This window comes from Streptomyces vilmorinianum (assembly GCF_005517195.1).
GTDB classification, from domain to species: Bacteria; Actinomycetota; Actinomycetes; order Streptomycetales; family Streptomycetaceae; genus Streptomyces; species Streptomyces vilmorinianum.
In genome coordinates this window covers 5,761,796-5,785,226 of the sequence record NZ_CP040244.1, presented here as the reverse complement: position 1 = coordinate 5,785,226, position 23,431 = coordinate 5,761,796, and the positions used below count along the sequence as shown (strand labels likewise).

The 23,431-nt window shown below is 70.3% G+C and carries 22 protein-coding genes and 2 pseudogenes; 13 read left to right on the top strand and 11 right to left on the bottom strand.

Annotated elements, in window-relative coordinates:
- The first annotated feature begins 1 nt into the window (after position 1).
- On the top strand, positions 2-982 hold the full coding sequence (locus FDM97_RS26725; RefSeq protein ID WP_137993083.1) for an ABC transporter substrate-binding protein: 981 nt from the start codon (positions 2-4) through the stop codon (positions 980-982).
- Positions 983-1,034: 52 nt separating this feature from the next.
- On the opposite strand, the gene FDM97_RS26720 is transcribed toward FDM97_RS26725, so the two are convergent.
- From FDM97_RS26720 to FDM97_RS26700, 5 genes are all read right to left on the bottom strand, one after another.
- Complete coding sequence (locus FDM97_RS26720; protein ID WP_137993082.1) at positions 1,035-2,144, bottom strand: LOG family protein; 1,110 nt, start codon at positions 2,142-2,144, stop codon at positions 1,035-1,037.
- A gap of 125 nt (positions 2,145-2,269) precedes the next feature.
- Positions 2,270-3,418, bottom strand: a complete 1,149-nt coding sequence (locus FDM97_RS26715; protein WP_137993081.1) for a hypothetical protein — start codon at positions 3,416-3,418, stop codon at positions 2,270-2,272.
- Positions 3,400-4,128 carry an ABC transporter ATP-binding protein gene (locus FDM97_RS26710; RefSeq protein WP_137993080.1) on the bottom strand — a complete coding sequence of 243 codons (729 nt, stop codon included), beginning with the start codon at positions 4,126-4,128 and terminating at the stop codon, positions 3,400-3,402. The genes FDM97_RS26715 and FDM97_RS26710 overlap by 19 nt, the downstream gene beginning before the upstream one ends.
- A gap of 203 nt (positions 4,129-4,331) precedes the next feature.
- Positions 4,332-5,711: an aspartate aminotransferase family protein gene (locus FDM97_RS26705; RefSeq protein ID WP_175439248.1), complete on the bottom strand. Its 1,380-nt coding sequence runs from the start codon at positions 5,709-5,711 to the stop codon at positions 4,332-4,334.
- Positions 5,696-6,202 (bottom strand): Lrp/AsnC family transcriptional regulator, encoded by a 507-nt coding sequence (locus tag FDM97_RS26700; protein WP_137993079.1) that lies wholly within the window; start codon positions 6,200-6,202, stop codon positions 5,696-5,698. Before FDM97_RS26700 ends, FDM97_RS26705 begins: the two co-directional genes overlap by 16 nt.
- A gap of 190 nt (positions 6,203-6,392) precedes the next feature.
- Between FDM97_RS26700 and FDM97_RS26695 the strand changes: the two genes are divergently transcribed.
- The 3 genes from FDM97_RS26695 (at position 6,393) to FDM97_RS26685 (ending at position 9,037) form a co-directional block, all read left to right on the top strand.
- Complete coding sequence (locus tag FDM97_RS26695) at positions 6,393-7,829, top strand: gamma-aminobutyraldehyde dehydrogenase (protein WP_137993078.1); 1,437 nt, start codon at positions 6,393-6,395, stop codon at positions 7,827-7,829.
- Between the two features lie 111 nt (positions 7,830-7,940).
- Positions 7,941-8,453 carry an HXXEE domain-containing protein gene (locus FDM97_RS26690; protein WP_137993076.1) on the top strand — a complete coding sequence of 171 codons (513 nt, stop codon included), beginning with the start codon at positions 7,941-7,943 and terminating at the stop codon, positions 8,451-8,453.
- Positions 8,454-8,503: 50 nt separating this feature from the next.
- Positions 8,504-9,037 (top strand): hypothetical protein, encoded by a 534-nt coding sequence (locus tag FDM97_RS26685; RefSeq protein WP_175439247.1) that lies wholly within the window; start codon positions 8,504-8,506, stop codon positions 9,035-9,037.
- Here FDM97_RS26685 and FDM97_RS36640 read toward each other — a convergent pair.
- The 5 genes and pseudogenes from FDM97_RS36640 to FDM97_RS26660 all read right to left on the bottom strand — a co-directional run.
- Positions 9,016-9,186 (bottom strand): annotated as a pseudogene (locus FDM97_RS36640) (peptidase); the annotation flags it as partial. The gene FDM97_RS26685 and the pseudogene FDM97_RS36640 sit on opposite strands and share 22 nt — an antisense overlap.
- 50 nt (positions 9,187-9,236) lie before the next feature.
- Positions 9,237-9,629: pseudogene (locus tag FDM97_RS26675) on the bottom strand (DUF7134 domain-containing protein); the annotation flags it as partial.
- A 44-nt stretch (positions 9,630-9,673) separates the two neighbouring features.
- Positions 9,674-10,459: an SAM-dependent methyltransferase gene (locus FDM97_RS26670; protein ID WP_137993074.1), complete on the bottom strand. Its 786-nt coding sequence runs from the start codon at positions 10,457-10,459 to the stop codon at positions 9,674-9,676.
- Positions 10,456-11,148, bottom strand: a complete 693-nt coding sequence (locus tag FDM97_RS26665; RefSeq protein ID WP_137993072.1) for a glycerophosphodiester phosphodiesterase — start codon at positions 11,146-11,148, stop codon at positions 10,456-10,458. The genes FDM97_RS26670 and FDM97_RS26665 overlap by 4 nt, the downstream gene beginning before the upstream one ends.
- 27 nt (positions 11,149-11,175) lie before the next feature.
- On the bottom strand, positions 11,176-12,201 hold the full coding sequence (locus FDM97_RS26660) for an adenosine deaminase (RefSeq protein ID WP_137993070.1): 1,026 nt from the start codon (positions 12,199-12,201) through the stop codon (positions 11,176-11,178).
- Positions 12,202-12,276: 75 nt separating this feature from the next.
- Between FDM97_RS26660 and FDM97_RS26655 the strand changes: the two genes are divergently transcribed.
- Entirely contained in the window at positions 12,277-12,933 is a 657-nt protein-coding gene (locus FDM97_RS26655; RefSeq protein ID WP_137993069.1) for a DUF4190 domain-containing protein, read from the top strand.
- 79 nt (positions 12,934-13,012) lie between these two features.
- Here the strand turns inward: FDM97_RS26655 and FDM97_RS26650 are convergent, their stop codons facing one another.
- Complete coding sequence (locus tag FDM97_RS26650) at positions 13,013-13,561, bottom strand: NADAR family protein (protein ID WP_175439246.1); 549 nt, start codon at positions 13,559-13,561, stop codon at positions 13,013-13,015.
- 175 nt (positions 13,562-13,736) lie between these two features.
- Here FDM97_RS26650 and FDM97_RS26645 point away from each other — a divergent pair, with 175 nt between their 5' ends.
- From FDM97_RS26645 to FDM97_RS26610, 8 genes are all read left to right on the top strand, one after another.
- On the top strand, positions 13,737-15,251 hold the full coding sequence (locus FDM97_RS26645; RefSeq protein WP_137993065.1) for a gamma-aminobutyraldehyde dehydrogenase: 1,515 nt from the start codon (positions 13,737-13,739) through the stop codon (positions 15,249-15,251).
- A 49-nt stretch (positions 15,252-15,300) separates the two neighbouring features.
- The gene (locus tag FDM97_RS26640) at positions 15,301-16,548 is read left to right on the top strand and encodes an ABC transporter substrate-binding protein (RefSeq protein WP_137993063.1); all 1,248 of its coding nucleotides are present in this window, start codon (positions 15,301-15,303) and stop codon (positions 16,546-16,548) included.
- 40 nt (positions 16,549-16,588) lie between these two features.
- A complete protein-coding gene (locus FDM97_RS26635) occupies positions 16,589-17,740 on the top strand; it encodes an ABC transporter ATP-binding protein (RefSeq protein WP_137993062.1) in 1,152 nt (383 codons plus the stop codon).
- Positions 17,737-18,672 (top strand): ABC transporter permease, encoded by a 936-nt coding sequence (locus FDM97_RS26630; protein ID WP_137993060.1) that lies wholly within the window; start codon positions 17,737-17,739, stop codon positions 18,670-18,672. Before FDM97_RS26635 ends, FDM97_RS26630 begins: the two co-directional genes overlap by 4 nt.
- On the top strand, positions 18,672-19,466 hold the full coding sequence (locus tag FDM97_RS26625) for an ABC transporter permease (RefSeq protein ID WP_137993058.1): 795 nt from the start codon (positions 18,672-18,674) through the stop codon (positions 19,464-19,466). The genes FDM97_RS26630 and FDM97_RS26625 overlap by 1 nt, the downstream gene beginning before the upstream one ends.
- 25 nt (positions 19,467-19,491) lie before the next feature.
- The gene (locus FDM97_RS26620; protein ID WP_137993056.1) at positions 19,492-20,910 is read left to right on the top strand and encodes an NAD(P)/FAD-dependent oxidoreductase; all 1,419 of its coding nucleotides are present in this window, start codon (positions 19,492-19,494) and stop codon (positions 20,908-20,910) included.
- A gap of 171 nt (positions 20,911-21,081) precedes the next feature.
- Positions 21,082-21,555: a bifunctional DNA primase/polymerase gene (locus FDM97_RS26615; RefSeq protein ID WP_137993054.1), complete on the top strand. Its 474-nt coding sequence runs from the start codon at positions 21,082-21,084 to the stop codon at positions 21,553-21,555.
- Between the two features lie 67 nt (positions 21,556-21,622).
- A complete protein-coding gene (locus tag FDM97_RS26610; protein ID WP_137993052.1) occupies positions 21,623-23,425 on the top strand; it encodes a chitinase in 1,803 nt (600 codons plus the stop codon).
- The last annotated feature ends 6 nt before the right edge of the window (positions 23,426-23,431 follow it).

Genomic DNA, 23,431 nt, shown 5'->3' with positions numbered 1-23,431 from the left:
CATGGACACGACCCGTACGACCCGAGCCCACCGCATCACCCGCACGGCCACCGCGGTCGTGGGTGCCCTCGGCGTCCTCACGCTCAGCGCGTGCGGCGCCGCGGACACCGGCAAGAGCCAGAACGCCGGAGCCCAGGGCAAGACCGTGAAACTGACCGTCCCCTCCTGGGTCGGCGCGCAGGCCAACACGGCCGTGGCCGCGCACATCCTGGAGAAGGAGCTGGGCTACACGGTCAAGAGCCAGCAGATGGGTGAGGTCCTCGCCTGGGACGCGCTGTCGAAGGGCGACATCGACGCGATCATGGAGGACTGGGGTCACCCCAAGGAGGAGAAGCAGTACGTCGAGACGAAGAAGACCGTCGTCAAGGGCGGCGACCTCGGCGTCACCGGGCACATCGGCTGGTACGTGCCGAAGTACTTCGCGGACGCGCACCCCGACGTCACGGACTGGAAGAACCTCAACAAGTACGCCAAGGACTTCAGAACGGCGGAGAGCGGCGACAAGGGGGAGCTCCTGGAGGGCTCGCCCGACTACGTCACCAACGACGACGCGATCATCAAGAACCTGAAGCTGGACCTGAAGACCAACTACGCGGGCTCCGAGGCCGCGCAGATCACCGCGATCCAGAAGTACGCCAAGGAGAAGAAGCCCTTCCTGACGTACTGGTGGACCCCGCAGTGGCTGAACGCGCAGGTCGAGATGGTCGAGGTCAAGCTGCCCGAGTACAAGGAGGGCTGTGACGCGGAGCCGGCGAAGGTGGCCTGCGCCTACCCCCACACGCCGCTGCAGAAGTTCCTCAACGCCGACTTCGCCAAGAACGGCGGCGAGGCGGCCGAGTTCCTGAAGAACTTCAGGTGGACGACCGAGCAGCAGAACGAGGTCGCCCAGATGATCGCCGGCGACAAGATGTCGCCGGAGGCCGCCGCCAAGAAGTGGGTCGACGCCAACGAGTCGACGTGGAAGGCGTGGCTGCCGAAGTAACGCGCACACCGAGGTGGCACGGGCCCGCCGTCCGCGGTCGCGGACGGCGGGCCTACGCCTGTTCGGCCGCCAGGCGCGCCAGGGCCTCCGGTGCCTCGTCCACCGAGTCGACCAGGGCGATACGGGCCGCCATCGGGCGCTCCGACGCGAGCGCCCGGAGCAGCGGCCAGGCGGGCAGCCGCTCGGTCCAGTGGGCGCGGTTCACCAGGACCATGGGGGTGGGCTCTCCCCGGGACTCGTAGAAGTTCGGGGTGGTGGCGTCGAAGATCTCCTGGACCGTGCCCGCGGCGCCCGGCAGGAAGACCACGCCCGCGTCGCAGCGGGCGAGCAGGCCGTCCTCGCGGGTGGCGTTGGCGAAGTACTTCGCGATGTGGCCGGCGAACGGGTTCGGCGGCTCGTGCCCGTAGAACCAGGTCGGGATGCCGACCGAGTCGCCGCCCCGCGGCCACCGCGCCCGCACCTCGAACGCGGCGCGCGCCCACTCGGTGACGGACGGGACGAACGACGGTGCCTTGGCGAGGAGTTCGAGCGCCTCGTCGAGGACGGCGTCGGCGAGCGGGGCGGCGTACGCGCCGAGGTTCGCCGCCTCCATCGCACCGGGGCCGCCGCCCGTCGCCACGGTGAGACCGGCGCGGGCCAGCGAGCGACCGAGCCGTGCCGCACCGGCGTACGCGTCGGTGCCACGCCCCATCGCGTGCCCGCCCATGACGCCGACGACCCGGGCGCCGGCGAGGAGTTCGTCGAGGGCGTCGGAGATCGCGTCGTCGTGGACGGAGCGGAGCATCGACGCGAAGATGTCGCCGTCGGCCTTCGTCCGCTGGAACCAGTCGTACGCGAGGGCGTCGGGGGTCGCCCCGTACCCCTCGTCCTGGACGTGGTCGAACAGTTCGTCGGGGGAGTAGAGCCGGGCGCGGTACGGGTCGAACGGCAGGTCCGGCACGGGCGGGAAGACCAGCGCGCCGTCGGCGCGGACCTTGGCGGCGGCCTCGGGCTGCATGGGGCAGCCGAGGAAGACGGCGCCGGTGGTGGGGGCGGAGAGCAGGGCGAAGGTGTGGTCGGTGAGGTCCACGGACTGGATCCGGTATCCGACGAGGGACCCGCGGTTCACGGCCGCGTCGAATTCGGTGGGGGTGTGGATCTCGCGCTCGTGGGGGCGGGTCATGGGGCCACGATAGGCCCACGTGGTGCGGGTGCCATGCCAGGGCGCCGTCCCGTGTGCCCGCCCGTCCCTCCCCCTGGGGCTTCGCCCTGGGGGACCCCCGCAGCGGGACGAACGCCCACGACGGATCACCGGCTGAGGGGCACCGCTGCCAGTTCTCCGACCAGCCAGGTCAGCGGGAGGAACACCGCCAGCAGGACGCCCGCGCGCATCAGGGCCGCTGTGCGCAGGACCGTGGGTGGGGCGCCGAGGCGGAGGAGGGCTTCGGTGGTGTGGGTGCGGCACTGCTTGGACTCCAGGGCCGCCGTCAGCAGCGTCGCCGTCGTGCAGGCCATCACCAGCGCCGCCCCCAGGCCCGTCAGCGGGCCGAAGCCGCCCGGCCCGGATCCGTACAGTGTCGCGGCCGCGACGGCGCCCGAGGCCACCGCGCAGACCACGCCGAGCGGGCGCCCGATGCGCCGGGCCTCGTCCATCAGGACGCGGCCCGCGAGGAGCCGGGTGGCGCCCGGGCGGACCGCCTGGAGGAGGCGGCCGCACCAGTGCGTGATGCTCGGACCGGCCATCGCGAGGCCCAGCGCCGTGAGGATCCAGCCGGCGAGGACGCCCGCCGGGCTGCCGCCGAGGCGGCCCGGCAGCGGCAGGCCGCCGCCTCCGCCGCTCTGACCGGCGTACGTCTCCACGGCGAGGCCCACGGCGAGCAGCGCCACGCCCCATGGCAGGCCGGACGGAGCCGGCTTCTCCGCGCCCTCGGCCGGTGCCGTGGCGGGCTTCCTCGGCCGCAGCGCGAGCGCGGCGGCCGTGGAGGCGGCCACCGGCGCGATCGCCAGCAGGGTGAGCGCGGCGGCGAGCGGGATCGGCTGGTCCGCGGCGAGCAGCTCGGCGGCCGCCCCGTCGAACGGCAGCCCGGTGATGTCCCCGCGCAGATGCAGGTAGAACAGCAGCGCGACCATCGAGCCGAGCGTGCAGGAGACGGCCGTCGAGGCCGCGGCGATCGCCGTGAGCCGGGCCGGTCCGAGCCCGACCGCCGAGAGCCCGGGCCGCGGCCGGGTGCTGGGATCCGTACGGGCCACGGCCACCGCGAAGTGCACGGTCGCCGCCAGCGGGATCAGGCACCACAGCAGGCGCAGGGTCGCGGCGGCCGACCGGTCCGGGTGGCCCACGGCGTACCCCAGCGTGCACAGCAGCAGAAAGCCGACCCCCGCGGCCGCCGCGGCGACCAGGAGGCGCCGCAGCAGGACGAGGGGGTGGGTCCCGCGGACTAGACGGAGAGCGAGCACGCGGCGACGCCCTCCGCCCCGGTGGTCGGAGCCACGGTGCCCACGCGGCGTCCGTCGAGCAGGGCGACCGAGCGGTCGGCGAGGCCGGCGACGTCCGTGTCGTGGGTGGCGAGCAGGACGGTGATGCGGTGCGAGCGGGCCGCGGCGGTGAGGGTGCGCAGCACCTGCGCGCCGTCGGCGCGGTGCAGCGAGGCGGTCGGCTCGTCGGCGAAGAGCACCGAGGGGGTGGTGATCAGGGAGCGGGCGATGGCGATCCGCTGCCGCTGCGACTGGGTCAGCGCATGCGGCCGCCGGCGCGCGCACGTACCGATGTCGAGCCGTTCCAGCCACTCCAGGGCGGAGGTCTTCGCGCTCCGGTGCGAGACCCCGCGCAGCAGGAGCGGCAGGGCGGCGTTCTCCCAGGCGGTCAGCTCGGGTACGAGTCCGGGTTCGGGGTCGATCCAGCCGAACCGGTCCCGGCGCAGCCGCTCGCGCTGCGCCTGCCCCATGGTGTGCACGGGGGTGCTGTTGAACCAGACCTCGCCCTGCTGGGCCAGGGTCTGACCCGACAGACAGCGCATCAGGGTGGTCTTGCCGCTGCCGCGCGGGCCGACCAGGGCCAGGATCTCGCCCTCGCGCACGCCGAGGGAGACGCCGGTCAGGACGTCCGTGCCGCCCAGGGTGCAGTGCAGAGAACGCGCCCAGAGCACGTCGTTGTCCGGTGGGGCCATCGCGTACACCTCGATGTCGGATCCGATTCTTGGGTTCCCCCGTGCGGGGGAACGAAGAAACGGGCCTGTCGGTCACTGGGCACCGTAAGGAATCAGATCCGTTTGTACGGACAGCACACGGCCCGGGTCGCGGCCATCCACTCGGATGGCCGCATACCCGGGCCGGGGTCACGCCGTGAGGGCGGCGTGATGCCGAGGGGCCGTTACAGCTTGGTCCACGCCTCGGTGAGCACCGAGCGCAGGATGCCCTCGATCTCGTCGAAGGTGCCCTGGTCCGCGATCAGCGGCGGGGCCAGCTGGATGACCGGGTCGCCACGGTCGTCGGCACGGCAGTACAGGCCGTTGTCGAAGAGCGCCTTGGAGAGGAAGCCGTAGAGCACGCGCTCGGTCTCCTCGTCCGTGAAGGACTCCTTGGTGACCTTGTCCTTGACGAGCTCGATGCCGTAGAAGAAGCCGTTGCCGCGGACATCGCCGACGATCGGCAGGTCGTGCAGCTTCTTCAGGGTGTCGAAGAAGTTGCCCTCCTGGTCGAGGACGTGCTGGTTCAGGCCTTCCTTGTCGAAGATGTCGAGGTTGGCGATCGCGACCGCCGACGACACCGGGTGGCCACCGAAGGTGTAGCCGTGCAGGAAGGTGTTGTCGCCCTTGTAGAACGGCTCGGCGAGACGGTCCGAGACGATGCAGGCACCGATCGGGGAGTAGCCCGAGGTCATGCCCTTGGCGCAGGTGATCATGTCCGGCACGTAGCCGAACTTGTCACAGGCGAACATCGTGCCGAGGCGGCCGAAGGCGCAGATCGTCTCGTCGGAGACGAGGAGCACGTCGTACTGGTCGCAGATCTCGCGGACCCGCTGGAAGTACCCGGGCGGCGGCGGGAAGCAGCCGCCGGCGTTCTGCACCGGCTCCAGGAAGACGGCCGCGACGGTCTCGGGGCCCTCGAAGAGGATCTGCTGCTCGATCTGGTCGGCGGCCCAGCGGCCGAAGGCCTCGGGGTCGTCGCCGTGGATCGGGGCGCGGTAGATGTTGGTGTTCGGCACCTTGTGCGCGCCGGGGACCAGCGGCTCGAAGGGGGCCTTCAGGGCCGGCAGGCCGGTGATCGACAGGGCGCCCTGCGGGGTGCCGTGGTAGGCGACCGCACGCGAGATGACCTTGTACTTGGTGTGCTTGCCCTGCAGCTTGAAGTACTGCTTGGCGAGCTTCCACGCGGTCTCGACGGCCTCGCCGCCACCGGTGGTGAAGAAGACCTTGTTCAGGTCGCCCGGGGCGTAGTGCGCCAGACGCTCGGCGAGCTCGACGGCCTTGGGGTGCGCGTACGACCACACGGGGAAGAACGCGAGCTCCTGGGCCTGCTTGTACGCGACCTCGGCGAGCTCCTGGCGGCCGTGACCGGCGTTGACCACGAAGAGACCCGCGAGACCGTCGAGGTAGCGCTTGCCCTTGTCGTCGAAGATGTAGGTGCCCTCACCACGCACGATGGTCGGCACGGGGTTGTTCTCGTACGACGACATGCGCGTGAAGTGCATCCACAGGTGGTCGTACGCGGTCTTGGACAGGTCCTGGGTCACGATTATCGAGTTCCCCACATATAGGTCTGCTTCTTGAGCTTGAGGTAGACGAAGCTCTCCGTGGAGCGCACGCCGGGGAGGGTGCGGATGCGCTTGTTGATCACATCCAGCAGGTGGTCGTCGTCCTCGCAGACGACCTCCACCATCAGGTCGAACGAGCCCGCGGTCATCACCACGTACTCGCACTCGGCCATGGCGGTCAGAGCGTCCGCCACCGGGTCCAGGTCACCCTCGACGTTGATGCCGACCATCGCCTGACGCCGGAATCCCACGGTGAGCGGGTCGGTGACGGCGACGATCTGCATGACGCCCTGGTCGAGCAGCTTCTGGACGCGCTGTCGTACCGCCGCCTCGGACAGGCCCACGGCCTTGCCGATCGCGGCGTACGGACGGCGACCGTCCTCCTGGAGCTGCTCGATGATCGCCAGGGAGACGGCATCGATCGTCGGGGACGAACCGGAACCGGTTCTGGAGTTCGTGCTTTGACTGGCCACGACTTCACTGTGCACCGAGACTCGTCTGTCTGGCAACCCCAGAGCGATGAAATTCGTTGTTTTCGCTTCTCGATCACACTGAATCCGAAGTTGGGGGGTGCCGGGCCTGTCGAAAGCGTCAGGGAAGCGACTAGGCTGAGGTGTCTCAGCAAACGGGACACCGCACGAAGAAGTGCGACCAAGAACGTGACAGGAGGGGTGGCAAGTGACCACCGAGCTGCGCCGGCTGCGTAACTACATCAACGGGGAGTTCCGGGACGCCGCCGACGGGCGGACCATCGATGTGGTCAACCCGGCCACGGGCGAGGTCTTCGCCACGTCTCCGCTCTCCGGCCAGGCGGACGTCGACGCCGCCATGGAGGCGGCCGCGGCCGCCTTCCCGGCCTGGCGCGACACCACGCCGGCCGAGCGCCAGAAGGTCCTGCTGAAGATCGCGGACGCCTTCGAGGAGCGCGCCGAGGACCTGATCGCCGCCGAGGTCGAGAACACCGGCAAGCCGGCCGCTCTCACCGCGAGCGAGGAGATCCCGCCGATGGTGGACCAGATCCGCTTCTTCGCGGGTGCCGCCCGGATGCTCGAGGGCAAGTCCGCCGGCGAGTACATGGAGGGCATGACCTCGATCATCCGCCGCGAGCCGGTGGGTGTGTGTGCCCAGGTCGCGCCGTGGAACTACCCGATGATGATGGCCGTGTGGAAGTTCGCCCCGGCCCTCGCCGCGGGCAACACGGTCGTCCTCAAGCCGTCCGACACGACCCCCGCGTCGACCGTCCTGATCGCCGAGATCATCGGGCAGATCGTGCCCAAGGGCGTCTTCAACGTCATCTGCGGCGACCGCGAGACGGGCAAGGCGATGGTCGAGCACCCGACGCCGGCGATGGCCTCCATCACCGGTTCGGTACGCGCCGGCATGCAGGTCGCCGAGTCCGCCTCCAAGGACGTCAAGCGCGTCCACCTGGAGCTGGGCGGCAAGGCGCCGGTCGTCGTCTTCGAGGACACCGACATCGCCAAGGCCGTCGAGGACATCTCGGTGGCGGGCTTCTTCAACGCCGGCCAGGACTGCACCGCCGCGACCCGTGTCCTCGTGCACGAGTCCATCCATGACGAGTTCGTGTCGCAGCTGGCCAAGGCCGCCGCCGACACCAAGACGGGCCAGCCGGACGACGAGGACGTGCTCTACGGCCCGCTGAACAACGAGAACCAGCTCAAGCAGGTCTCCGGCTTCATCGACCGCCTCCCGGCCCACGCCAAGGTCGAGGCGGGCGGCCACCGGGTCGGCGACAAGGGCTACTTCTACGCCCCGACCGTCGTCTCCGGCCTCAAGCAGGACGACGAGATCATCCAGAACGAGGTCTTCGGCCCGGTCATCACGGTGCAGTCCTTCCGTGACGAGGACCAGGCCCTGGAGTTCGCCAACGGCGTCGAGTTCGCCCTCGCGTCCTCGGTCTGGACGAAGGACCACGCCCGCGCGATGCGCATGTCGAAGGCCCTGGACTTCGGCTGCGTGTGGATCAACACCCACATCCCGCTGGTCGCTGAGATGCCGCACGGCGGCTACAAGAAGTCCGGCTACGGCAAGGACCTCTCGGCGTACGGCTTCGAGGACTACACGCGCATCAAGCACGTGATGACGTCCCTGGGCTAGTCACCAGGCGGTACGAGGACGGGCGGCCGGGGTTCTTCCCCGGCCGCCCGTCCGGCTTTCCGGGGCGGCGCGGGCACGGAACTCGATCATCGCGCCGCGAGTTCTCCGGGCATGAACTCAGCTGTGACATATGGACTGTTCGCGGCCTGGGCGCTGCACGACGCCGAGGAGCTCGCCCTCGGACCCCGGTGGTTGCGGGAGCACCTGCCGGAGCTGCGCGAGCGCTTCCCCGACGTGCCCGAGGCCGTCTGGACGGTCATGGAGGGCGTGGACGAGCGGGAGTTCGCCGTGGCCGTCGCGGCGATGGGGGCCGTGGTCGCCTCCGCCGCCGTCGCCGGGCAGCGCTCCGGTGGCCGGTCGGGCTTCTACCAGGCCGCGCTGACCGGCTTCGGTCTGCACGGCCTCGTCCACCTGGCGCAGGCCGCCGCCGTGCGCGGGTACACGCCCGGCTCGGTGACCTCGCCGCTGATCGTCGTGCCCTTCACGCTCTGGGCGCGCGGGCGGCTGCGGCGGGCCGGCGTGCTGCGGCCGACGCGGGCGAGGGACCTGGTGACGGGGCTCGCCGTGGCCGCGGGCGCGACCGTCGCCACGCACGCGATCGCCCGGAAGGTGACCGGGCGTTGAACCCCGACCCCGGTTTTTGAACGCGTTCATGACGAGCGTAGGGTGCTGTCATGAACGATGCGAACGGGGCGGGAGCCCTTCTTCGGCGTATCCGTGTGTGGCTGGTCGTCTTCATCGTGTGCCTGGTGCTCAGCGGGGCCACCGCCTTTCCGCTCGTCACCGAACTCCGGCTGGCCGAGGACGCGTTGACGTCCTGGGCCGGGCCCCTCGCCGACGCGTTCCCCGGGCTTCTGGAGTGGATCCAGCGGGTGCGGCAGGGGACCGACGTCGCCGGTGCGCAGTACCCCTTCCTGCTCTACGGCACCGACTGGCTCGCCTTCGCGCACCTCGTCATCGCCGTCGCCTTCTACGGGCCCTACCGCGACCCCGTCCGCAACATCTGGGTGATCGAGTTCGGCATGATCGCCTGCGCCGGCATCATCCCGCTCGCCCTCATCTGCGGCCCGATCCGCGACATCCCCTTCTGGTGGACGGTCATCGACATGTCCTTCGGCGTCTTCGGGATCGTCCCGCTGCTCGTCGTACGGCGGATGATCAAGCGCCTCGAAGCGCTGGAGGCGACTCAGGCCGTCGGCGCGCCGTAGGTCGCCACCATGACGTTCAGCGCGATCCTGTTCATGTCCTGCCCCTTCGCGCCCGTCGAGTTGACGCCGTAGACCAGGGTCCGCGCGCCGTCACGGGTCGAGGCGATCGCCGCGTGGTAGCCCCACCGGCCGCCCGTCCTGCCCCACACCGACACCTCGCGCAGCCCGGTCGTGCCGTCGTCCAGCCTCCCGCTTCTTCGCCCACCGGCACCGCGACCACCAGCAGCAGCAGACCCGTCACCAGCCGCTTCCACGGAGGCGACAGCGCGGCGATCGTGTAGACGACGAGCCCGGTGTACGGCAGCGGCTGGCCGGGACCCTCAAGCGCCGGCTTGTACAGCGCGCTCGCCGCCACGATCGCGAGGAGGACGGCGACCGGCGCGCGCCGCCGCCAGACCAGCGGGACCACGGTGAGCGTGGTCAGCCCGTACGCGGGCCAGGTCGCCGGCTCCAGCTCCGGCGGGCGCGGCACCACGAACGGCATGGTCATCGCCGCCTGGACGAGCAGCGCGATCCCGATGTCCACGGCGAGCGGAGCGAGATGGGGGTACCCCCAGGCGAAGCTCTGGGGGAGGGTTGGCGGCCCCAGCATCCGGGCCCGCTCCCACCACCCCCGTACGGCCTCCCGTATGCCCACTACGGCTTCCGGCCCACCGCGCCGAACTGCGCCACCTCGCTCGCCGGGGCGAACCGCCAGCTCGCGCACGAGACGACGCCCGGCTCCAGCACGTCGAGCCCGTCCAGGAAGGAGGTGAACTCGGCGCGGCTGCGCGCGGTGATCGGCGGGGTCGCGTGCTCGTTCCAGAACGCCATCGCGGCCACGTTCCCCTCGCCGCCCAGCTCCGGCTCCAGGGTCGGGTGGGTCAGGACGAGATGACTGCCGGACGGCACCGCGTCCATCAGGGTACGGACGACGGACCGGGCCTCGTCGGTGTCGAGGACGAAGTTGAGGATGCCGAGCATCATCACCGCGACCGGCCGCGACAGGTCAAGGGTCCGCTCCGCCGCCGCCAGGATCCGCTCCGGGTCCCGCGCGTCCGCGTCGACGTACTCCGTGACCCCCTCAGGGGCGCTGGTCAGCAGCGCGCGGGCGTGCGTCAGCACGATCGGGTCGTTGTCGACGTAGACGATCCTGGCCTCCGGCGCGACGCGCTGGGCGACCTCGTGGGTGTTGTCGGCGGTCGGCAGGCCCGTGCCGATGTCCAGGAACTGGCGTACCCCCGCCTCCGCCGCCAGATACGTCACCGCCCGGCCGAGGAACGCCCGGTCCGCGCGGGCCACCTCGCCGATGCTCGGGTAGAGGCCGGTGACCTGGTCGCCGACCGCGCGGTCCACCGGGTAGTTGTCCTTGCCGCCCAGCCAGTAGTTCCACACCCGGGCGTTGTGGGCGATGTCCGTACGGATCCTCTCGGCACCGGTCACCTCTCGATCCCCCTTCGCAGTTCGGCGGCGAGCACGTCGACACGGTTGGTGGTGATCGAATCCACCCCGTGGGACAGGAGCCTGCGCATGGTGCGCCGGGTGTCCGCGGTCCAGGCCGAAAGCCGATACCCGTCCCGGTGCGCACGCTCCACCAGCTCCCGGCTCACCAGACCGAAGCGGTAGTTGAGGAAGCGTGGCCTCACCGCGTCCAGGAGCGCGGCACGCGGCGGCGCGAGCGTCGTCCAGGTGAGGGCGATCTCGGCGGCCGGGTCGGCGGCCCGGACGTGGAGCATGGCGACGCCCCCCGCGCAGTAGAAGACCCGCTCGGCCGCCCCGCACTCGCGGACCGTGCCGACGATCGTGCGGACGGAGTCCTCGTTCCCGCCGGGCAGGTCGAGCATCAGCCGGTGCGATCCGGCCGCGATCAGCGCCTCCCGCAGGGTGGGGACGCCGTCGTACGTCAGCTCGCGCAGCTGCGCGTGGGTGAGCGCGGACAGCGGCCGGTCGTGGCCCCACAGCCGCTTGAGGGTGTCGTCGTGGAGGAGGACGGGGACACCGTCGGCGGTGAGCCGTACATCGACCTCGACGGCGTCCGCGCCCCCCTCGATCGCCGAGACGATCGAGGGGACCGTGTTCTCACGGACGCGGTACGGATCGCCGCGGTGTCCTACGACAGTGACGTGGTCCATGGGGCCATTGTCACGGCTGGGCCGCCGTCAGCGCGCGAGCCACTTGTCCGTGTAGCCGTCGATCTCGGCGGCGACGCGGGCCTTGCCGACCGGGTCGAGGAAGGACGCCTCCACCGCGTTCTTGGCGAGGGCGGCGAGACCGCGCTCGTCGAGCCCCAGGAGACGGGCGGCGACCGCGTACTCGTTGTTGAGGTCCGTGCCGAACATCGGCGGGTCGTCGCTGTTGATCGTCACCAGGACGCCGGCCGCCACCATCTCCTTGAGGGGGTGCTCGTCCAGATCCGCGACCGCGCGGGTGGCGATGTTGGAGGTGGGGCAGACCTCCAGGGCGATCCGGTGCTCGGCGAGGTGGGCGAGGAGCGCGGGGTCCTGGACGGCGCTGGTGCCGTGACCGATGCGCTCGGCGCGCAGGTCGTTCAGGGCGTCCCAGATCGTCTGCGGCCCCGTCGTCTCGCCGGCGTGCGGCACGGAGTGCAGGCCGGCCGCGATCGCCCTGTCGAAGTACGGCTTGAACTGCGGGCGCGGCACGCCGATCTCCGGGCCGCCCAGCCCGAACGAGACCAGGCCCTCGGGGTGCAGGTCGACGGCGAGCCGGGCGGTCTCCTCCGCGGCCTCCAGACCGGCCTCGCCCGGGATGTCGAAGCACCAGCGCAGCACGACGCCCAGCTCCGCCTCCGCGGCCTTGCGGGCGTCCTCGATCGCCGCCATGAAGGCGTGCTCGTCGATCCCGCGGCGGGTCGAGCTGTACGGGGTGATGGTCAGCTCGGCGTACCGGATGTTCTGCCGGGCCATGTCACGGGCGACCTCGAAGGTCAGCAGCCGGACGTCCTCGGGGGTGCGGATCAGGTCCACGACCGAGAGGTAGACCTCGATGAAGTGCGCGAAGTCGGTGAAGGTGAAGTAGTCGGTGAGCGCCTCCGGGTCCGTCGGGACCTTGGAGTCCGGGTGGCGGGCCGCCAGCTCGGCGACGATCCGCGGGGAGGCGGAGCCGACGTGGTGGACGTGCAGCTCGGCCTTGGGAAGTCCCGCGATGAAGGAGTGGAGATCGGTCATCGGATCATCGTAGGCCGGGCCGGTCCCGCGTCGGAGCGAGGTCGTAGCATGGCGGGACCATGATGGGGGAGGCCCATGTCTGACAGAAGCGACCAGCCGCAGGGCGGGTACGACCCGGCGGATCCGTGGGCTCCGCCGAACCGCGACGGGGTGGAACTGAGCAAGCCGGCCACTCCGGCGACCCCGGCGACCCCACCGGGGTCGCCGGTGCACGACCAGCCGACGATGACGTCGATGCCGGCGGCGGGGGACGTTCCACCGCCCCCGGTCGCCCCCGGCGGACCGGCGGCGACACCGGGCGCGTACGGCTACCCGGCGGCGGCGCCCCCGGCGATGCCCTCCGGCACGTCCGGGTACGGCTACCCCGGCTATCCCGGTTACCCGGCGACCGGCGGCTACGGCCAGCCGGGCTGGCAGCAGCCCCCGTCCAACGGGATGGGCACGGCGTCGATGGTGCTCGGCATCATCGCGGTGGCCGGTTTCTGCCTGTACGGGCTCGGGATCGTCCTCGGCGTCCTGGCGCTGATCTTCGGCATCATCGGCCGCAAGAAGGTGCAGCGGGGCGAGGCGAACAACGGCGGGATGGCGACCGCGGGCATCGTGCTCGGCGCGATCGGCACGCTGGTCAGCGCCGCGTTCATCGGCTTCATCATCTGGGCCGTCGTCCAGGGGGAGAGCTACGAGAACGACTCGGACCCGTTCGCGACGAGCCTGGTGGTCGAGAACCGCTGAGACGGAAGAGGGGCCCCGCCGTGGCGGGGCCCCTTTCTCACGCGTCGCTCGCATGCGTCGTTCTCATGCGCCGGCCTGGCTAGCCGCCGGCCAGGCGCTCCCGCGCCTCCATGAGCGCGAAGCCCAGCAGGTTCAGACCCCGCCAGCGGGCCGGGTCCATCGCGCGGGGGTCGTCCGCGGCGAGGCCGATACCCCACACGCGGTCCAGCGGGCTCGCCTCCACCAGGACCCTGCGGCCCGTACCGATCAGGAACGCCCGCAGCGCGTCGTCCGAGCCGAACTTGTGGACGCTGCCCTCGACGACGATCGCGAAGCGCTCACGCTCCCACACCGTCTCGTCGAAGCCCCGCACCATGCGCCCCGCCTTTTTCGCCTCCGCGGGCGAGCGCGAGGCCAGGGCCGCCTGCTCGGCCTCCCGGTCACCGAAGAGCCGGGCCTTCCCGGCCATCATCCAGTGCTCCGCCGTCGCGTAGCGCACTCCCTCGACCTCGAAGGGTGACGGCCACCACTGGCTCAGACAGCTCGCGGAGAGCTGCCCGTCCGGCCGCGGACGGTGGCCCCAGAAATGCAGCCACTTCATTCGCTCACCCCGGCTGACCTGCTGTGTCAGCTCCTCACGATTCCCCATGCACGCGATTCTGGCAGCCGCCACGGACACTCCGTACGGTCATTTACCCGACCCCTCGACACTTGGTCGACCGATTCCGTCGCGTAACCGAAAGGCAACAACGGAATCCCTTGCTGGACTGGTATCACTCTGTCAGGATCGGCACTCAATTCGAGCCGGAACAACGGAGAGCGTCATGGGCAACCGCTTCCAGGTGACGGACCGCTTCGCGGCCGGCGCACAGTACATCGGCGGGCGGCTGCGGCCCGGAACATCGGGCCAGGAGCACAGCGTCGTCGACCCGGCCACCGGCGAGAGCGTCCACACCTACGCGCTCGCCTCCACCGCCGACGTGGACGCCGCCGTCGCCGCCGCCAAGGACGCGTTCCCGGCGTGGGCCGCGACCACGCCCGGCGAGCGCTCCGACGCCCTGCACCGGTTCGCCGGCGTACTCGCCGAGCGGGCCGAGGAGTTCGCCCGCGTCGAGTCCCTCCAGTGCGGCAAGCCCATCAAGCTGTCCACCGAGTTCGACGTCCCCGGCACGGTCGACAACACCGCCTTCTTCGCCGGAGCCGCCCGCCACCTCCAGGGCCAGTCGGCCGGCGAGTACAGCGGCGACCACACCTCGTACGTCCGGCGCGAGCCCATCGGCGTCGTCGGCTCCATCGCCCCCTGGAACTACCCGCTCCAGATGGCCGCCTGGAAGATCCTGCCGGCCATCGCCGCCGGCAACACGATCGTCCTCAAGCCGGCCGAACTCACCCCGCTGACCTCGCTGATGTTCGCCCAGGCCGCCACCGACGCCGGAATCCCCGACGGTGTCGTCAACATCGTCACCGGCGCCGGCCGCACCGCGGGCGAGCACCTCGTCGGCCACCCCGACGTGGCCATGACCTCCTTCACCGGCTCCACCCCGGTCGGCAGGCGGGTCGCCGAGATCGCCACCTCCACCGTCAAGCGGCTCCACCTCGAACTCGGCGGCAAGGCCCCCTTCGTCGTCTTCGACGACGCCGACCTGGAGGCCGCCGCCCACGGCGCCGTCGCCGCCTCCCTCATCAACACCGGCCAGGACTGCACCGCCGCCACGCGCGCCTACGTCCAGCGCCCGCTCTTCGACGCGTTCGTCGCACGGGTCGCCGAGCTGATGGAGAGCGTCCGCCTCGGCGACCCGTTCGACCCCTCCACCGACCTCGGTCCGCTGATCAGCCATGTCCAGCGCGACCGTGTCGCCGCCTTCGTCGACCGCGCCCGCGGCTACGCCACCGTCGTCACCGGCGGCGAAGCCCCGGGCGGGGAGCTGAAGAACGGCGCGTACTACCGCCCGACCCTGATCACCGGCGCCTCGCAGGACAGCGAGGTCGTGCAGTCGGAGATCTTCGGACCCGTCCTGGTGACCCTGCCCTTCGACACCGACGACGAGGGCATCCGGCTCGCCAACGACACCCCCTACGGCCTGGCCGCCTCCGCCTGGACCCGCGACGTCTTCCGGGCCGGCCGCGCGACCCGCGAGATCAAGGCGGGATGCGTCTGGGTCAATGACCACATTCCGATCATCAGCGAGATGCCGCACGGGGGCTACAAGGCCTCCGGCTTCGGAAAGGACATGTCGGCGTATTCCTTCGAGGAGTACACGCAGGTCAAGCATGTGATGTACGACAACACCGCGGTCGCCGCGAAGGACTGGCACCGCACGATCTTCGGGGACCGATAGCAGTCCGTCGCCCGACCAGCGGCGAAACCATCCCGAAAGGGCACAGCGCATGGAGCAGTACGAGCCCGACAGCCTGTCCGCCGCGCAGATCGCGGCGATACGGCGCAGTCTGACGAGCGGCCGGGGAGCCCTCACCCGCCGTTCGATGCTGCGCGCCGGAGGCGTCGGCGCGCTCACGGTCGGCGGCCTCGCGTCCTTGAGCGCCTGTGGCATCCCGCCGGCCAAGCGGGAGGGCCAGGGGCCCGCGTCCACGGACTTCTCGGCCAAGGAGAAGCAGCTCAGCTTCTCCAACTGGACCGAGTACATGGACGTCAGCGAGGACGAGAAGTCCCGCCCCACCCTGGAGGCGTTCACGAAACGCACCGGGATCAAGGTCAAGTACACCGAGGACATCAACGACAACGTCGAGTTCTTCGGCAAGATCAAGCCGCAGCTCGCGGCCGGCCAGGACACGGGCCGAGACCTGATCTGCGTCACCGACTGGCTCGCGGCCCGGATGATCCGGCTCGGCTGGGCGCAGAAGCTGGACCCGGCGAACCTCCCCAACGCGTACGCGAACCTCTCGTCGCAGTTCCGCCGCCCCGACTGGGACCCGGGCCGCGCCTACTCGTACCCGTGGACCGGTATCTCCACCGTCATCGCGTACAACACCAAGGCGACCGGCGGCAAGAAGGTCGACTCGGTCACCCAGCTCCTGGACGACCCCTCCCTCAAGGGCAAGGTCGGCTTCCTCACCGAGATGCGCGACTCGGTCGGCATGACCCTCATCGACATGGGCAAGGACCCGGGCACGTTCACCGACGCCGACTACGACGCGGCGATCGGACGCCTGCAGAAGGGCGTCGACAAGAAGCAGATCCGGCGCTTCACGGGCAACGACTACACCTCCGACCTGGACAAGGGCGACCTGGCGGCCTGTCTCGCCTGGGCCGGTGACGTCATCCAGCTGCAGGCGGACAACCCCGACATCCAGTTCGCGATCCCGTCGGCCGGTTACATCACCTCCAGCGACAACCTGCTGGTCCCCGCCAAGGCCCGGCACAAGACGAACGCCGAGAAGCTCATCGACTACTACTACGAGCTTCCGGTCGCCGCCCAGCTGGCCGCGTACATCAACTACGTCTGCCCGGTCGACGGGGTGAAGGACGAGCTCGCCAAGATCGATCCCGAGCTCGCGAGCAACACGCTGATCCTCCCGGACAAGGCCATGGCCGCCAAGTCGCGCGCCTTCCGCTCGCTGAGCAGCGCGGAGGAGACGGCGTACGAGGAGAAGTTCGCCAAGCTCATCGGTGCCTGAGCCCGCCGCCCACCCCTCTCACCACCCGGGATCGCAACCCATGACTGACAAGAACACCGGCGGCGACGTCCGTCTCTCCGGCATCAGCAAGACGTACGGCTCCTTCACCGCCGTCCAGCCGCTCGACCTGACCATCCCGCAGGGCTCGTTCTTCGCGCTCCTCGGCGCCTCCGGCTGCGGAAAGACCACCACGCTGCGGATGATCGCCGGCCTGGAGGACCCCACCACCGGCTCGGTCTTCCTCGGCGACACGGACGTCACCGACCTTCCGCCGTACAAGCGGCCGGTCAACACCGTCTTCCAGTCCTACGCGCTCTTCCCGCACATGGACGTCTCCGAGAACATCGCCTTCGGCCTGCGCCGACGCGGCATCAAGTCGGTGAAGAAGCAGGTCGACGACATGCTGGAGCTCGTGCAGCTGGGCGACAAGGCCAAGCACAGGCCGCACCAGCTCTCCGGCGGCCAGCAGCAGCGCGTCGCCGTGGCCCGCGCGCTCATCAACCACCCGCAGGTCCTCCTCCTCGACGAGCCGCTGGGCGCCCTCGACCTCAAGCTGCGCCGGCAGATGCAGCTGGAGCTCAAGCGGATCCAGACCGAGGTGGGCATCACCTTCGTGCACGTCACCCACGACCAGGAGGAGGCCATGACCATGGCCGACCAGGTCGCGGTGATGAACGCGGGCCGGGTCGAGCAGCTCGGCGCGCCCGCCGACCTCTACGAGAACCCGCAGACCACGTTCGTCGCCAACTTCCTGGGCACCTCCAACCTCATCGAGGCCGAGGTCGCCGAGGCCGGCGGCTCGGACCTGGTCGTGACGGCGGGCGGCGGCAAGCTCCGGCTGCCGGCGGACCGCTGTTCGACGACGGTACGCGCCGGCGGCAAGGTCCTCGTGGGCGTGCGCCCGGAGAAGATCTCGCTCGCGCACGCCGACGACGCGGGCTCGATCGCCGAGGGCCGCAACAAGGTCACCGGCCGGATCGCCGACTCCTCCTTCATCGGCGTCTCCACCCAGTACGTGGTGAACTCCCCGGCCGGTGCGGAACTGCAGGTCTACGAGCAGAACATCGAGAGGGACTCCCGCCTGGTCCCCGGCGCCGAGGTCGTCCTGCACTGGAACCCGGCCCACACCTTCGGCCTGGACGCGGCGCAGGACATCGACGCGGGTGTCGAGACGGTGGAGGACGCCTCATGAGTGCGACGCTGACCAAGGAAGAAACGCCAACGCCACCGATAGAGGAACCGCCCGTGCGCAAGGCGTCCGCGCGCAAGCGCCTCGTCCCGTACTGGCTGCTGCTGCCCGGCATCGTCTGGCTGCTCGTCTTCTTCGCCCTGCCGATGGTCTACCAGGCCTCGACCTCGATCCAGACCGGCTCCCTGGAGAAGGGCTTCGAGGTCACCTGGCACTTCCAGACGTACTGGGAGGCCTTCCAGGAGTACTGGCCGCAGTTCGTCCGGTCCCTGCTGTACGCCGGTACCGCCACGCTCCTGTGTCTGCTGCTCGGCTACCCGCTGGCGTATCTGATCGCCTTCAAGGCCGGCCGCTGGCGCAATCTGCTCCTGGTCCTGGTCATCGCGCCGTTCTTCACCAGCTTCCTCATCCGGACGCTGGCGTGGAAGACGATCCTCGCCGACGGCGGACCGGTCGTCGACGTCCTCAACACGCTGCACGTCCTGGACGTGACCAGCTGGCTCGGCTGGACCGAGGGCGACCGCGTCCTCGCCACCCCCATGGCGGTGGTCTGCGGTCTGACGTACAACTTCCTGCCGTTCATGATCCTGCCGCTCTACACCTCCCTGGAGCGGATCGACGGCCGGCTGCACGAGGCCGCCAAGGACCTGTACGCGTCCCCCGCGACCACCTTCCGCAAGGTGACGTTCCCGCTCTCCATGCCGGGCGTGGTCTCGGGCACGCTGCTCACCTTCATCCCGGCCAGCGGTGACTACGTCAACGCGGAGCTGCTGGGCTCCACCGACACCAAGATGGTCGGCAGCGTCATCCAGTCGCAGTTCCTCCGGGTGCTCGACTATCCGACGGCGGCCGCGCTCTCCTTCATCCTCATGGCGATCGTGCTGATCATGGTCACCGTCTACATCCGCCGTGCCGGAACGGAGGATCTGGTCTGATGCGCTGGATACGAAAGAACCTGGTCGTCATCGCGGGGCTGCTGACGCTCGCGTACATGATCGTGCCGAACATCGTCGTGATGGTGTTCTCGTTCAACAAGCCGAACGGGCGGTTCAACTACGCCTGGCAGCGCTTCTCCGTCGACGCCTGGAAGGACCCGTGCGGCGTCGCCGACCTGTGCGACTCGCTGACCCTGTCCCTCCAGCTCGCCGCCTGGGCGACGCTGGGCGCCACGGTCCTCGGCACGATGATCGCCTTCGCGCTGGTCCGCTACCGCTTCCGGGCGCGTGGCGCGATCAACTCGCTGATCTTCCTGCCGATGTCCATGCCGGAGGTCGTCATGGCCGCATCCCTGCTCACGCTCTTCCTCAACATGGGCGCCGAGCTGGGCTTCTGGACGGTCCTCATCGCCCACATCATGTTCTGTCTGTCGTTCGTCGTCGTGGCGGTCAAGGCACGCGTGATGTCGATGGACCCGAGGCTCGAGGAGGCCGCCCGCGACCTCTACGCGGGGCCGGTGCAGACCTTCGTACGGGTCACCCTGCCGATCGCCGCCCCCGGTATCGCCGCGGGTGCGCTGCTGGCCTTCGCGCTCTCGTTCGACGACTTCATCATCACCAACTTCAACTCGGGCAGCACCGTCACCTTCCCCATGTTCGTCTGGGGCTCGGCACAGCGCGGCACGCCCGTCCAGATCAACGTCATCGGCACGGCGATGTTCGTCATCGCCGTCCTGGTGGTGGTCGCCGGTCAGATCATCACGAACCGGCGCAAGAAAACAGCGACAACCTGAGCGACACCTGAAGGAGTTGGAAACCATGGCCCCAGTAGCCATGCGTCTCGCTGCACAATCTCTCTCCGACGCCCAGCCCGTCCCCTTCTGGCTGGAAGACCCCGGCAAGCCCGGAGCCCTGCCCGCCCTCACCGGCACCGAGAAGTGCGACCTTCTCGTGGTCGGCGGCGGTTACAGCGGACTGTGGACCGCGCTCCTCGCCAAGGAGCGCGACCCCTCCCGGGACGTCGTACTGATCGAAGCGCGCGAGGTGGGCTGGGCCGCCTCGGGCCGCAACGGCGGCTTCTGCGCCGCCTCCCTCACCCACGGTTTCGGCAACGGGCTCGCCCGCTGGCCGGGCGAGCTGGGGAAGCTGGAGGAGCTCGGCGAGCGCAACCTCGACGCCATCGAGGCGGCGGTCGCCCGCTACTCCCTCGACTGCGACTTCGAGCGGACCGGCGAGATCGACGTCGCCACCGAGCCGTACCAGGTCGAGGAGCTCCAGGAGTGGTACGCGGAGGCGGACCGGCTCGGTCTCGCCGGCGGCCTGGAGCTCCTCGACCGGGACGCCGTCCGCGCGGAGGTCGACTCGCCGACCTTCCTCGGCGGCGTGTGGGACAGGCGCGGCGTCGCCATGCTCAACCCCGCCAAGCTGGCGTGGGGTCTGAAGCGGGCCTGCCAGGACCTCGGGGTCCGGATCTATGAGAACACCCCCGGCCTCGACCTCGTCTCCGTCGGCGCCGGCATGGGCGTGCGCACCCCGTACGGCAGGGTCCTGGCCCGCCGGGTCGCGCTCGGCACCAACGTCTTCCCGTCGCTGGTCAAGCGGGTGCGGCACTACACCGTCCCCGTCTACGACTACGCCCTGACGACCGAGCCCCTCAGCGCGGAGCAGCTCGCCGCCATCGGGTGGAAGAACCGCCAGGGGCTCGGCGACAGCGCCAACCAGTTCCACTACTTCCGCATCACCGCCGACAACCGGATCCTGTGGGGCGGCTACGACGCGATCTACCGCTTCGGCGGCCGTGTCAGCGCCGAGATGGACCACCGGCCGGAGACGTACCTCACGCTGGCCGAGCACTTCTTCCGCTGCTTCCCGCAGCTGGAGGGGCTCCGCTTCAGCCACGCCTGGGGCGGCGCGATCGACACCTGCTCGCGCTTCTCCGCCTTCTTCGGCACGGCGTACCGGGGGAAGGTCGCGTACGCCGCGGGCTTCACCGGTCTCGGCGTCGGTGCCACCCGCTTCGGCGGCGACGTGATGCTCGACCTGCTCGCGGGGGAGCGCACGGAGCGGACGGAGCTGGAGATGGTCCGCTCCAAGCCGCTGCCCTTCCCGCCCGAGCCGATCGCCTGGGCCGGCATCGGCCTCACCAAGTGGTCGCTGGCGCGCGCCGACGAGAACGGCGGCCGCCGCAATCTCTGGCTGAAGACCATGGACCGCCTGGGCCTGGGCTTCGACAGCTGAGTGTGTCCCGATGTGGTGTGCGCCGGGTGTACGCCCCCGGCGCACACCACTCGATCACGATGTGACCCACTTCACTACCAACACGCGGCCCGAACCCGCGTAATGATCGTCGCCGACCCCGCTCTCTGCGTGTGGACATCGCGTCCGCACACGGAATGGAGGCCGTTGGCAATGAGTGGTTCGGGGGCTTCGGCCAAGATCGCGGTGGAGTGGCTGGCATCGGTGGCGCCGGATCCCGACGCCTGCCGGTGGGAATGGGAGCGCAATCCCCTCGGGATCGCGCTGCTGCCCGCCGGCAGGCGTTGGGACGTGCTGATCCTGCCGGGGGAGCTCGGCTGTCCCACGCTCGATGTGCTGACCCGGCTCGTGGACCGGCCGGGACCGGTCCTCGCCGACTTCGGAGAGGCGCGGATGGGCTTCTTCGTGCCGCCGGGCACGGCGGCACGCTGGCTCGGCACGGGTGTGCGCAGCGCGGGCCGCGGCACCTGGATCGTCGTCCCGTACCCGGGGCGCGCGACGGGCGGGGTGCGCTGGCTGGTGCCGCCGGACGGGAGCGGGACCCTCAACGACGCCTCGCTCCTTGAGCTGGCGATGCACGAGGCCGCGGGTCAACTGGCAAGGAGGGAAAGGGGGCAGAGGTCTTGACCACTTGATTGGTCTGGACCATGCTGTGGCGCGCTCCACCTCGATTCCCCCACCCCCGGAGGCAGTTGTGGACCGCACCCGACCCTTTGTCCTCGCGCTGGCGGGCGTCCTCGCCGCCGGCGGACTCGTCGCCCTCACCCCCGTGGCCCAGGCCGCCGACACCGACCTCGCGCGCAACGGCGGCTTCGAATCCGGCCTGGACGGCTGGAGTTGTACGGCGGGCAGCGGAGCCGTCGTCTCGTCACCCGTGCACGGCGGGACGAAGGCACTGCAGGCGACCCCGGTGGGCAGCGACAACGCCCGGTGTTCCCAGACCGTCACCGTGCGGCCGAACTCCGCGTACACACTGAGCGGCTGGGTGCGCGGCAGCTACGTCCACCTCGGCGCGTCCGGCACCGGCACCACCGACGTCTCCACCTGGACCCAGTCCGCCCCCGACTGGCAGAAGCTGAGCACGACGTTCACGACCGGCGCCTCGACGACCTCCGTGACGATCCACACCCACGGCTGGTACGGCACCGGCGCCTACCACGCCGACGACCTCTCCCTGGTCGGCCCCGGCGGTGACCCGGTCCAGATCCCGGCCACCCCCACCGGCCTGAGCGCGGGCACCCCGACCTCCACGTCCGTGCCGCTGACCTGGCCCGCGGTCTCCGGAGCCACGTCGTACAAGGTCTACCGCGGCGGTGTCCCGGTGGCGACCGTCACCGGCACCTCGTACACGGCGACCGGCCTCGCGCCCTCCACCTCGTACAGCTTCCAGGTCTCGGCCGTGAACAGCGCGGGCGAATCCCCCAAGTCGGCGGCGGTGACGGCGACGACGACGGCAGGGGGAGGCGGCGGGAACCCCGGACTGCCCGCCCACGCGCTCGTCGGCTACCTCCACGCGAGCTTCGCCAACGGCTCCGGCTACACCAGGATGGCCGACGTCCCCGACTCCTGGGACGTCATCAACCTCGCCTTCGGCGAGCCCACCTCGGTGACCTCCGGCGACATCCGCTTCGCCCCGTGCCCGCAGACGGAATGCCCGAACGTGGAGTCCCTCGCGGACTTCAAGGCGGCGATCAAGGCCAAGCAGGCGGCCGGCAAGAAGGTCCTGATCTCCATCGGCGGCCAGAACGGCCAGGTCCAGCTCTCGACCACGGCCGCCCGGGACGCCTTCGTCTCCTCCGTCTCGAAGATCATCGACGAGTACGGGCTCGACGGCCTGGACATCGACTTCGAGGGCCACTCCCTCTCGCTCCAGACGGGCGACACGGACTTCCGCAACCCGACCAGCCCGGTGATCGTCAACCTGATCTCCGCGCTCAGGACTCTCAAGGCGACGTACGGCCCGGACTTCGTCCTGACCATGGCCCCGGAGACCTTCTTCGTCCAACTGGGCTACCAGTTCTACGGCTCCGGCCCCTGGGGCGGCCAGGACCCCCGCGCCGGCGCCTACCTCCCGGTCATCCACGCCCTGCGCGACGACCTCACCCTGCTCCACGTCCAGGACTACAACTCGGGCCCGATCATGGGCCTCGACAACCAGTACCACTCCATGGGCGGCGCGGACTTCCACATCGCCATGACCGACATGCTCCTCACCGGCTTCCCGGTGGCGGGCAACACGGACCGCGTCTTCCCGCCCCTCCGCCCCGACCAGCTCGCCATCGGCCTCCCGGCCTCCACCCAGGCGGGCAACGGCCACACGACACCGTCCGAAGTGAACAAGGCGCTGAACTGCCTCACGAAGAGAACCGACTGCGGCTCCTACCAGACCCACGGCACGTGGCCGGGTCTGCGCGGCCTGATGACCTGGTCGATCAACTGGGACCGGTTCAACCAGTGGGAGTTCAGCCGGAACTTCGACGCGTACCCGTGGAGCTGACGAACC

Coding starts and splice junctions, on each gene's coding strand:
- FDM97_RS26725 (WP_137993083.1), top strand. CDS start 2: ATGGACACGACCCGTACGACCCGAGCCCACCGCATCACCCGCACGGCC.
- FDM97_RS26720 (WP_137993082.1), bottom strand. CDS start 2,144: ATGACCCGCCCCCACGAGCGCGAGATCCACACCCCCACCGAATTCGAC.
- FDM97_RS26710 (WP_137993080.1), bottom strand. CDS start 4,128: ATGGCCCCACCGGACAACGACGTGCTCTGGGCGCGTTCTCTGCACTGC.
- FDM97_RS26690 (WP_137993076.1), top strand. CDS start 7,941: ATGAACTCAGCTGTGACATATGGACTGTTCGCGGCCTGGGCGCTGCAC.
- FDM97_RS26685 (WP_175439247.1), top strand. CDS start 8,504: ATGAACGATGCGAACGGGGCGGGAGCCCTTCTTCGGCGTATCCGTGTG.
- FDM97_RS26665 (WP_137993072.1), bottom strand. CDS start 11,148: ATGGACCACGTCACTGTCGTAGGACACCGCGGCGATCCGTACCGCGTC.
- FDM97_RS26660 (WP_137993070.1), bottom strand. CDS start 12,201: ATGACCGATCTCCACTCCTTCATCGCGGGACTTCCCAAGGCCGAGCTG.
- FDM97_RS26655 (WP_137993069.1), top strand. CDS start 12,277: ATGTCTGACAGAAGCGACCAGCCGCAGGGCGGGTACGACCCGGCGGAT.
- FDM97_RS26650 (WP_175439246.1), bottom strand. CDS start 13,561: ATGGGGAATCGTGAGGAGCTGACACAGCAGGTCAGCCGGGGTGAGCGA.
- FDM97_RS26645 (WP_137993065.1), top strand. CDS start 13,737: ATGGGCAACCGCTTCCAGGTGACGGACCGCTTCGCGGCCGGCGCACAG.
- FDM97_RS26640 (WP_137993063.1), top strand. CDS start 15,301: ATGGAGCAGTACGAGCCCGACAGCCTGTCCGCCGCGCAGATCGCGGCG.
- FDM97_RS26635 (WP_137993062.1), top strand. CDS start 16,589: ATGACTGACAAGAACACCGGCGGCGACGTCCGTCTCTCCGGCATCAGC.
- FDM97_RS26630 (WP_137993060.1), top strand. CDS start 17,737: ATGAGTGCGACGCTGACCAAGGAAGAAACGCCAACGCCACCGATAGAG.
- FDM97_RS26625 (WP_137993058.1), top strand. CDS start 18,672: ATGCGCTGGATACGAAAGAACCTGGTCGTCATCGCGGGGCTGCTGACG.
- FDM97_RS26620 (WP_137993056.1), top strand. CDS start 19,492: ATGGCCCCAGTAGCCATGCGTCTCGCTGCACAATCTCTCTCCGACGCC.
- FDM97_RS26615 (WP_137993054.1), top strand. CDS start 21,082: ATGAGTGGTTCGGGGGCTTCGGCCAAGATCGCGGTGGAGTGGCTGGCA.